Origin of the sequence: Shumkonia mesophila (genome assembly GCF_026163695.1) — a bacterium.
Taxonomy (GTDB): domain Bacteria; phylum Pseudomonadota; class Alphaproteobacteria; order Rhodospirillales; family Shumkoniaceae; genus Shumkonia; species Shumkonia mesophila.
The window spans coordinates 309704-319303 of record NZ_JAOTID010000002.1 but is presented as its reverse complement, the minus strand read 5'-3'; the positions used below and the strand labels follow the sequence as shown (position 1 = coordinate 319303).

Genomic DNA, 9600 nt, shown 5'->3' with positions numbered 1-9600 from the left:
ACGCCCTCAACTCGTCGCCGTGAGACTCCCACGCGACCCTGACCGATCAAGCTTGCCCCTCCGTCCGCCCCATTGCCGACGCGCCCTCCGGGCGGCGAACCGCCCTTTACCCCTGGGCCCCGCGAGGCCGACTGCACAGGAATACGTTGGAGGAAGGCGCCGTCATGACAATGGGTATCAAATGCAGCGTCCTATCCCGGCGACGATTTGTCAAACAGATGGTGCGGGGGAGGGGAGTTTGGTTTCGCCCTCTCCCCCGCCGTGCGGCGGAGAGGGCGAATTTATGCGGCAAGGGAGATGAGCGAGCGTGCCGAAATTGCCATCGGCGGGAGGGGTTGTTATGGTGCCAGCCGCGCTGCGATTCGACAGGCCGCAACCTCTGATTGGCTTCTTCCATGTACCTGCTGCGGCTACTCGAGACGGACACCCGCAATGCCTACAGGGGCATCATCGTCCTCACCGTCCTGGCCGGGGTCGGCAACGCCGGGCTCATCGGGCTGATCAACCAGGCGGCCGAGAAGGCGGCGCTGTCGGAAACCGTCAGCCTGCGCGACCTCATCCTCTATGTCCTGGTGTTCGCCTTCTATTACGTGGCCAACCGCGCCTCGCTCAAGGAATCCAACCGCTTCCTCCAGGAGCGGCTGAGCTTTCTTCGCCTGCGCGTCGTCGGCAAGATCCGCTCGGCGCCGCTGCGCACGCTCGAAGGCATCGGCCACGGCCAGCTGTTCGCGGCGGTCGCCCAGGAAATGAACCACCTGTCGCAGAACCTGCCGCTGTTCGCCGCCGCCGCGCAGGGCGGCTTCCTGCTGCTGTTCTGCCTTTTCTACATCGCCACCCTGTCGGTGCCGTCGTTTCTTCTCATCGCCGCCTTCACCATCGTCGGGCTGTTCATCTTCTGGCGCCGCCGCATCGCGCTCAACAAGGCGCTGGAGGAGGTCTATGCCCACGAGGCGGCGATGCTGGATTCCATGGCCAACTTCACCGAGGGGTTCCAGGAAATCCGCCTCAACGCCGCCAAGAACGACAGCCTGTTCGCCCGCTTTTCCGAGATCGTCAGCGAGCTCGAACGGGCCGTCGTCGGGGTCGGCGGGCGCTGGGTCATGCTGCTGCAGTTCTCCAACATCTTCCTCTACGCGCTCTTGGGTCTGGTCATCCTGGTCTTGCCGATGTTCTTCGAGGGCGCCACCGACACGATCTACAAGATCGCGGCGGCGGCACTCTTCTGCATCGGACCGGTGACCGCCATCACCGCGGTATCGCATCTTTATGCCAGGGCCGCCGTCGGGCTTGGCCATGTGTACCGGCTGGAAGAGGCGCTCGATCGGGCCGAACCACCGCCGCAGCCGCCGGTCGAGACGCCCGGCTTCGCCGGCTTCAAGCGGATCGATTTGGAATCCATCCGCTTCTCGTACCTCGACCCCCAAGGCCAGGCGCTGTTCACGTCCGGCCCCTGGGATTTCACCTTGCACCGGGGCGAAACCGTTTTTCTCACCGGCGGCAACGGCAGCGGCAAGTCGACCATGATGAAGGTGCTCTGCGGCCTCTACACGCCGGGCGAGGGACGCATCCTGGTCGATGGCGATCCGGTGACGGAAGCATCGCGGCAGGCCTACCGCGAGATATTCACCGCCATTTTCCCCGATTTCCACCTGTTCGACCGCCTGCACGGCCTGGGCGAGGTCGACCCGGCGGCGGTGACCAAGCAGATCGAATGGATGGAACTGGGCGGGAAAGTCACCTTCGCCGACGGCCGCTTCTCGACGCTGGAGCTCTCGACGGGGCAGCGCAAGCGGCTGGCGATGGTGGTCAGCCTGCTGGAGGACCGCGACATCTATCTGTTCGACGAATGGGCCGCCGACCAGGATGCCCATTTCCGCGAGATCTTCTACACCGAGATCCTTGCCGAGCTGAAACGGCGCGGCAAGACCGTGCTCGCCGTCACCCACGACGAGCGCTATTGGTCCCACTGCGACCGCCGACTGGTCATGGATCTGGGCACCGTGCGGCCGGCGGGGGAAGGCTGAGCATGGCGATGCGCGAATTTATCAGGCGCGCGCCGGCCCGCGACATCCGCACGATGCTGGCGCTTGCGCTGATCGCCGGGCTGGCCAACGCCTTCCTCATCGTCGTGGTCAACGAAGTCACCGGGGAGATCGCCGAGGGCGGACGCCCCGGCGTCGTGGCCTGGGTGGGGTTCGCGCTGGCCTTCGGGCTCTTTTACCAATGCAACAATGTCGCCCTGTTGCGGGCCAACGTCGTCATCGAGCGCCTGCTCAAGGGCCTGCGCACGGATGTCATGGACAAGCTGCGCCGCTCCGAGCTGCAAACCGTCGACCGGCTGGGAAGGGGCGGCCTCTATACCCTGGTTTCCCAGGAAACCAACCACCTGTCGGTGACCTTTCCGCTGATGGTCAGCGGCGCCCAGCAGGCGATCCTGCTGGCCATGTCGCTCTTTTATCTCGCCTACCTGTCGCCGGCGGCGCTGGGCGTGTTCCTTCTGGCGGTATTGCTGGGCTACGTCGGCTATCGGATGGTCAGCAAGGGGTTACGCGCCGCCATGGCGGTCATCCAGGAGCGCCAGGCCCGGATGCTGGATTCGATCGGCGACATCATCCACGGCGGCAAGGAGCTGCGCCTCAACCAAAGGAAGAGCGACGACGTGTTCGCGCTTTATCGCGACATGTCGCAATCGGTGGAGGGCCAGCTGATCTCGGCGGGCGAGATCTGGTCGGCGCTGCTGCTGATGGGCGCCTTCGTCACCTACCTGATGCTGGGCGTGGTGGGCTTTGTCTTCCCGGCGAAGCTGCCGAACTTCAACCAGATCGTTTTCCAGGTCGTGCCGGTGCTGCTGTTCTGCATGGGGCCGTTGACCAAGCTGGTCGCCCAGTCGCCGATGTACCTGCGGGCCGACGTCGGCCTGCAATCCATCCTCGACATCGACCGCCAACTGCTCGAAGCCGGCGGCGTCTCGACCCAGGAAGCGCGCGACCTTTCAAAGACTTATGCGGACTTCCGGACTCTTTCCTTTGACCGCCTGCGGTTCAGCTACCGCGACGCCCAGGGGGCGCGCACGTTCACCGTTGGCCCGCTCGACCTCGCGGTGACGCGCGGAGAGACGGTGTTTCTGGTCGGCGGCAACGGCAGCGGCAAGTCGACCGTGTTGCGTCTCGTGGTCGGCCTGCTGCCGGCCGAGGGGGGCAGCATCCTGGTGGACGGCGCGCCGGTCGAGGGGCGCGCCGTGGCCGGTTACCGGGAATTGTTCTCGGCCATCTTCGTCGATTTTCATCTGTTCGACCGCCTGTACGGTCTGGAAGGGGTGAGTCCCGTGACCGTCAATCGCATGATCGAGGAGATGGAACTGGGGGGAAAGGTTCGCTACGAGAACGGCCGCTTCACCCAACTGGCACTCTCCACGGGCCAGCGCAAGCGCCTGGGCCTGATCGCCGCATTGCTGGAAGACAGGGCGGTCTATGTGTTCGACGAATGGTCGGCGGAACAGGACATCCGTTTCCGCGAGTATTTCTACACGCGCGTCCTGCCGGACCTGAAGGCGCGCGGCAAGACGGTCATCGCCGTCACCCACGACGACCGCTACTGGCACGTCGCCGACCGCCTGGTCAAAATGGACCTCGGCCGGGTGGAATGGGAACGCAGCGGCGGCGATCATGCAAATTGACGCCCATCCGGCGCCTGCGTATCGTTCGCCAATGACCGAACCACCAAGGGTCCGCTTCCGCCAATGGCGCCGCCGCCACGCCATGGGCATTTACGCGCTCCAGCTCAGCGTGCTGGCGGCCCTGATCGTCGCGGTGCCGTTTTCCCTCATCGAGATCCCGGCCGGCCATGTCGGCGTGTTGTGGCAGCGCTTCTTCGGCGGCACGGTGACCGACGATTCCTATAGCGAAGGCCTGAGGGTGATCTTCCCCTGGGATCACATCACCCTTTACGACGCACGCCTGCAGAATTCGGCCCGCTATTACGACACCATTTCGTCCAACGGGTTGAGCATGGAGGTGGACATTGCCGTGCGCTTCCGCATCAATCGCGAAGCCGTCGGGGCACTGCACAAGCTGGTCGGTCCCCGTTACGACGAGGTGCTGGTCTATCCCGAAATCGGCTCCTACGCCCGCGATTACATTTCCCGCTACACGCCCGAACAGCTCTATTCCGCAAACCGCGCCTTCATCCAGGCCCAGATCCTGAAGCGGATGCGGGCCGACGGCGGCGCCTCGCTGCTGCGTGGCCAGGACGTGGGCGAAAAGCTGGTCGAGGTGGAAGATGTCCTGATCCGCAGCGTCAGGCTGCCGACGCGGGTCGAGGACGCCATCGAGCGCAAGGTCGAGCAGCAACAGGCGGTGCTCGAATACGACTTCCGCATTGCGCGCGAAACCAAGGAGGCGGAGCGCAAGAGGATCGAGGCCATGGGGGTGCGCGACTTCCAGGAAGCCGTGGCCGGACAGATCACCGACGAATACCTGAGGCTGCGCGGCATCGAGGCGACGATGGCGCTCTCCACCGCGCGCAACTCCAAGATCATCATCGTTGGGGGCGGGGAGGGATTGCCGGTTATCTTCAATCCTCCCGGCGACATGAAGGCGCCAGGCGTTTTGCCTGTTGACCCTGCGCAGGCAGGCGGCGAGGCGGCCCCGGAAGGGGCGCCGGCGGATCCTTTCGGCCGGCCGTCCCGGATTCCCTGACTCGGCGCTTGGCGGATGGGGTGGGATTCGAACCCACGAGGAGCGTAAACCCCTGCCGGTTTTCAAGACCGGTGCCTTCAACCGCTCGGCCACCCATCCATCCGCGGGCCAACCAATAGCGAATCATCGGACGGTTGTCTAACAGAAGGGACCGGGCCTCCGTCTGACGCCGATACCGTTTCCCTTCCTCGCGGAACCCAACGCCGTTACCATCACCATCGCTCCGGCGAATCCGTGGAAACGTCACGCGGGGAAGTTCGATGGTCGCATTCTCGATGCTTGCCACAAACGCCCGCGCCGGCGGGTGCGGTCACATGACCGGGCGTCTCGCCTTCCTGGGGCTGCTGGCCAACCTGCTGCTGGGCTTGGCGGCCGTCCGAACGGCCGCGGCCGAAGAAGCCATCCTCGACTATAAAAGCCGCATCGTCGTCAACGCCGACGCCACGTTGACGGTGACAGAAACGCTGCACGTACGGGCCGAGGGAAACGCCGTCAAGCGTGGTATTTTCCGGGCTTTTCCAACCCTTTATCGCGACCGCTTGGGACGAGACGTGCGGGTGACGTTCGATGTTCTGGACGTTCAACGCGACGGCCGGCCGGAGCCGCATCGGCTAGAGGCGGCATCGAATGGCAGCATTCTCTACATCGGACAGCCCGACGTCCTTCTGCAGCCGGGGAAACACACCTACACCCTGGAATACCGGACCGACCGTCAGATCGGTTACTTCGCCGACTACGACGAAATCTATTGGAATGTCACGGGCAGCGACTGGACCTTGCCCCGCCAGCGCATCGAGGCGGTCGTGGTATTGCCCTATGGCGCACCGGTCCTGCGCCATGCCGCGTATACCGGCCGGACCGGCCAACATGGCGAAGACTACGCCGTCGATCGCGACGCCAACGATGACATTCGTTTCACCACCACCCGCGTCTTCGGCCCGGGCGAGGATCTGACCATCGCGGTGGCTTGGCAGAAGGGGTATGTCGCCGAACCGTCGGCGGCGGGCCGCGTTTGGGGTACGGCCACCGACAATGCCGGCGCCATCGCCGGGACGTTCGGCCTGTTGCTCGTCCTGGCCGCCCACGTCGTGATGTGGCGCCGGGTCGGGCGCGACCCCAGGCGGGGCCCTATCGTGCGCGTGTCCCAACCGCCCAAGGGTCTGTCGCCGGCCGTCGTGCGCTACATCATGCGTGGGGAGTTCGACGACAAGGCTTTTGCTGCTGCCATCGTCGATATGGCGGTCAAGGGCGCGCTCTCCATCGAGGCCGGCGACGACACCTTCACCGTGCGCCGCACGGGGGAGGGGGGCGCCGACCTGTCGCCCGGCGAAAAAAAGATTGCCGCCGCGCTTTTCGGCGGTTCCCGCGCGGAGGTGGAGATCGGCAAAACCTATCAGCCGGCCGTCGGCGCTGCCCGTGCCGCGCTCGAGAGGACGCTGAAGGCCGAATACCGTCGCGCGTTCTTTTCGTCCAACCGAACCTGCCTGCTGCCCGGCGCAGCGTTGAGCGCATTGACCTTGGCCGCCATGATCCTGGCCGCGCCGTCGCCGGCCGATGCAGGCGGCGTCATGGTTTTCTGCATCCTCGCTCTCGGTGTGCTGGCCTTCTTCGGCTACCGGGGACTGGGAAGATGGAAAGCCGCCTTTGCGCGGCGCGGCCGTGGCGGCCGGCCCATCGCCCCCGCCGTGTTCGGGGTGATCCTGCTCGCGACGGTAGTCGGGATGGCCGCCTTTGTCGGCAAGGCCGCTCTCGAGGTCATCGCGCCGACGACTTTCGTGCTTCTGGTGCTGGTGGTTCTGGTGAATGCGCTGTTCTTCCACCTGATGTCGGCGCCGACGGTCGCCGGGCGCCGGATCATGGACGCCGTCGAGGGCTTCGGGATGTACCTTTCCGCGGCCGGGCAGCTCCGCCAGGACGCTCAGAATCCGCCGGCAATGACCTCTGCGATGTTCGAGAAATATTTGCCTTACGCGCTGGCCCTCGACGTCGAGACCGCATGGGGCGAGCGGTTCGCGGCGGCCCTCGGCGTTGCCAAGCCCGGCCAGGAGACCTTTCAACCCGCTTGGTATTCCGGGCAACCCGGCGAACAAGGTGATAGCCACTCTTTTCCCGCCGCGATGGGCGGCGGCTTGGTCGGTGCCGTCTCCGCCTCGGCAACCGCACCGGGTTCGACCGCCGGGGGTGGCGGCAGCGGCGGCGGCGGATCGGCCGGCGGCGGAGGAGGAGGCGGGGGCGGCGGCGGGTGGTGAGAACAAGCCCTCTCGCCAACCGACCTAAACCACCTATATCTGATGACGTATCTTGCCGGCGCCGGGACGCACGTTCCGGCGCCGATCGTCGACAACGGTCAGCGAAGGGGAAAGATATTGGAATATCGTCGTCTCGGGAAATCGGGCCTGCAGGTCAGCGCGCTGTCGTTCGGTTCATGGGTCACGTTCGGCAACCAGGTGGACGTCGGCGACGCCCAAGCCTGCCTCAAGGCGGCCTACGATGCCGGCGTCAATTTCTTCGACAACGCCGAGGCGTATGCCAAGGGCCGCTCCGAGACCATCATGGGCCAAGCCCTGAAGAACCTGGGATGGCGGCGCGACAGCTATATCGTCTCCAGCAAGGTGTGCTTCGGGTCGGTCAACGAGCCGGCACCGACCCAGCGCGGCCTCAGCCGCAAGCATGTTACCGAGGCCTGCCACCAGGCGCTGGAACGTCTGCAACTCGATTATCTCGACCTCTATTTTTGCCACCGCCCCGACCCCGAAACGCCGATCGAGGAAACCGTGCGGGCCATGCACACTCTGATCGAGCAGGGCAAGGTGCTCTATTGGGGAACCTCGGAATGGTCGGCCGCCGACATCGGCGAGGCCACCCGCATTGCCCGCGAGCAGCACCTGACGCCGCCCACCATGGAGCAGCCGCAATACAACATGTTCGAGCGCGACAAGGTCGAGAAGGAGTATATGCCCCTCTATGACGGGATCGGGCTCGGCACCACCATCTGGTCGCCGCTTTACGGCGGCTTGCTGACCGGCAAGTACAACGACGGCGTCCCGGCCGGTTCGCGCCTGACGGTGGAAAGCTACGCCTGGCTCAAGGACCGCATGCTGGGCCCCGAGGGGCAAAAGAAGATCGAGAAGGTGAGGGCGCTGTCCACGCTGGCGGCCGGCATCGGCACCACCACGACGCGTCTGGCCCTGGCCTGGTGCCTGAAGAACCCGCGCGTCAGCACCGTCATCCTGGGGGCCTCGCGGGTGGAACAATTGAAAGACAACCTGAAATCCCTGGATGTCGTCGAGAAGCTGACGCCGGATGTCATGGCAAACATCGAGAAAATTCTTAACAACGCCCCATAATATATTGATTTTGTAGAATTATTTCAGCGCCCTTGCATCGGCGCCGGTGGGGCGGCAAAATTGGCCCAACCACCGGGCCAAACGCCTTGACTTGCGCCGCCGTTTGCGACGATTCTTCCGGACCAAAGCCGGAAACGGTGGTGGCCAGGACCCCAAAAGCGGGCCGGAAACGCGGGGAGAAGCGGTCGCTCGACATGAAAGACAAGGAGACTGGATCGTGGCGGTATTGATTTCCGACGGCGCTCCCGATCGCGTCATTTCCAGGACCGAGAAGGAGGCGCATCTTCGCGCCTTCATCGACAAGCTGGGTTACGTGCCGAAGCGCGTCCTGCTGCTGCCGCCCGACATCACGCGTTTCTATTCGGAAGCCGGCTCGATCACCGCCTATCTGCACGCCTATCTCAAGGGCCGCGCCGAAGCCGTCCACGTGATGCCGGCGCTGGGCACCCACACGCCGATGACGGAACCCCAGATCCGCAGCATGTTCGGGCCCGACATTCCGCTCGAAGACTTCCTGGTCCATGACTGGCGGAACGGCGTCAAGAAGGTCGGCACGCTGCCGGCCGAGTTCATCCGCGAACTGTCGGGGGACCAGCTTGACTATGCCGTCGACGTCGAGATCGACACCGCGGTGACCGACGGCGGCTACGACCTTATCCTTTCCATAGGCCAGATCGTGCCGCACGAGGTGGTCGGCATGGCCAACTATACCAAGAACGTCTGCATCGGCGTCGGCGGCAAGGACATCATCAACCGCAGCCACTTCCTGGGCGCCGTGGTCGACATGGAAAAGCTGATGGGGCGCACCGACACCCCCGTCCGCCAGCTGCTCAACCACGCCTTCGAGACGTTCCTGGGCCACCTGCCGATCCAGTTCATCATGACGGTGATCGGCCGCGACGGCGACGAACTGGCGCTGCGCGGCCTCTATATCGGCCGCGAGGAGGCCTACCGGCAGGCCTGCGAACTAAGCCGGCAGGTCAACCTCAACCTGCTCGATGAGCCGCTGAAGAAGGTGGTGGTCTATCTGGAACCCGGCGAGTTCAAGAGCACGTGGCTGGGCAACAAGGCGGTCTATCGCACCCGCATGGCGATCGCCGACGACGGCGACCTCATCGTCCTGGCGCCGGCGGTGCGCGAATTCGGCGAGGACAAGGGCATCGACGCCCTGATCCGCAAGTACGGCTATTTCGGCACCCCGGCCACATTGAAGGCGGTCAAGGACCACGCCGACCTCGGCGGCAATCTGTCGGCGGCGGCGCATCTCATTCACGGCTCCTCGGAGGGGCGGTTCCGCATCACCTATTGCACGCGGCCGGAAAACCTCACCAAGGCCGAGGTCGAGGGCGTCGGCTTTCAGTGGGCGTCCTATGACGAGACTGCCGCCAAGTACGATCCGGCCAAGCTGAAGAACGGCTTCAACGTGATCGACGGCGAGAAGGTGTTCTACATCGGCAATCCGGCGCTCGGCCTGTGGGCGCGCAAGGAATTGTTCCAGAAAGGGTAGGGCGCCGGGCGGCCCCTTCGGCCGCCGCCGCCAGCCCGCATCATCGACA

6 protein-coding genes and 1 tRNA gene are annotated in these 9600 nt (G+C 64.8%); 6 read left to right on the top strand and 1 reads right to left on the bottom strand.

Annotated elements, in window-relative coordinates; all coding sequences use genetic code 11:
• Nucleotides 1-395 precede the first annotated feature (395 nt).
• From ODR01_RS05045 to ODR01_RS05035, 3 genes are read left to right on the top strand one after another with little or no spacing between them, the layout of a single operon-like run.
• Nucleotides 396-2024: a cyclic peptide export ABC transporter gene (locus ODR01_RS05045; protein ID WP_316976517.1), complete on the top strand. Its 1629-nt coding sequence runs from the start codon at nt 396-398 to the stop codon at nt 2022-2024.
• Between the two features lie 2 nt (nt 2025-2026).
• Entirely contained in the window at nt 2027-3676 is a 1650-nt protein-coding gene (locus tag ODR01_RS05040; protein ID WP_316976516.1) for a cyclic peptide export ABC transporter, read from the top strand.
• A 31-nt stretch (nt 3677-3707) separates the two neighbouring features.
• Entirely contained in the window at nt 3708-4697 is a 990-nt protein-coding gene (locus tag ODR01_RS05035; RefSeq protein WP_316976515.1) for a prohibitin family protein, read from the top strand.
• Between the two features lie 9 nt (nt 4698-4706).
• On the opposite strand, the gene ODR01_RS05030 is transcribed toward ODR01_RS05035, so the two are convergent.
• A tRNA-Ser gene (locus ODR01_RS05030) sits at nt 4707-4796 on the bottom strand.
• Nucleotides 4797-5011: 215 nt separating this feature from the next.
• On the opposite strand from ODR01_RS05030, the gene ODR01_RS05025 reads away from it, so the two are divergent.
• The 3 genes from ODR01_RS05025 to ODR01_RS05015 all read left to right on the top strand — a co-directional run bounded on the left by ODR01_RS05025 (nt 5012) and on the right by ODR01_RS05015 (nt 9551).
• Nucleotides 5012-6946 carry a DUF2207 domain-containing protein gene (locus ODR01_RS05025; protein ID WP_316976514.1) on the top strand — a complete coding sequence of 645 codons (1935 nt, stop codon included), beginning with the start codon at nt 5012-5014 and terminating at the stop codon, nt 6944-6946.
• Between the two features lie 117 nt (nt 6947-7063).
• On the top strand, nt 7064-8044 hold the full coding sequence (locus ODR01_RS05020) for a potassium channel beta subunit family protein (protein WP_316976513.1): 981 nt from the start codon (nt 7064-7066) through the stop codon (nt 8042-8044).
• Between the two features lie 217 nt (nt 8045-8261).
• A complete protein-coding gene (locus ODR01_RS05015) occupies nt 8262-9551 on the top strand; it encodes a lactate racemase domain-containing protein (RefSeq protein ID WP_316976512.1) in 1290 nt (429 codons plus the stop codon).
• Nucleotides 9552-9600 lie beyond the last annotated feature (49 nt).